The organism is Rhodanobacter spathiphylli B39, assembly GCF_000264295.1.
Classification (GTDB): Bacteria; Pseudomonadota; Gammaproteobacteria; order Xanthomonadales; family Rhodanobacteraceae; genus Rhodanobacter; species Rhodanobacter spathiphylli.
This window is the reverse complement of the sequence record NZ_AJXT01000116.1, coordinates 1-275: the sequence shown is the minus strand read 5'-3', so window position 1 is coordinate 275 and position 275 is coordinate 1. Positions and strand designations below refer to the sequence as shown.

At 69.1% G+C, this 275-nt stretch carries 1 protein-coding gene; it reads left to right on the top strand.

Annotation, left to right across the window (positions count from 1 at the left end; genetic code table 11):
• Window positions 1-257, top strand: a 257-nt coding sequence (locus UU7_RS18760) for a hypothetical protein (RefSeq protein WP_007810840.1), incomplete at its 5' end; no start/stop codon positions are given.
• Between the last annotated feature and the right edge of the window lie 18 nt (window positions 258-275).

The following is a 275-nucleotide window of genomic DNA, read 5'->3' as shown; positions in this document are numbered from 1 at the left end:
AGACCTTCACCGACAAGGCCAATGGCAGCTACGCCTACCGGGTGCGCGCGAGCAACGCGGGCGGCTCCGGGCCCTCGAGCACTACCCGGACCGTCGTGGTGGGCCGCATCCCGGCCGCGCCCCCGGCGCCGCACATCAGCGCCAGCGGCCCGGACTGGAAGCCGGTCTTCGCCCTGACCTGGAGCGCGATGCCCTGGGCGACGCGCTACGAAGCGATGGAAACCAGCGCCAGCGACGCCAACACGTTCTACAACTAATTAAATGGGACGTGGCGA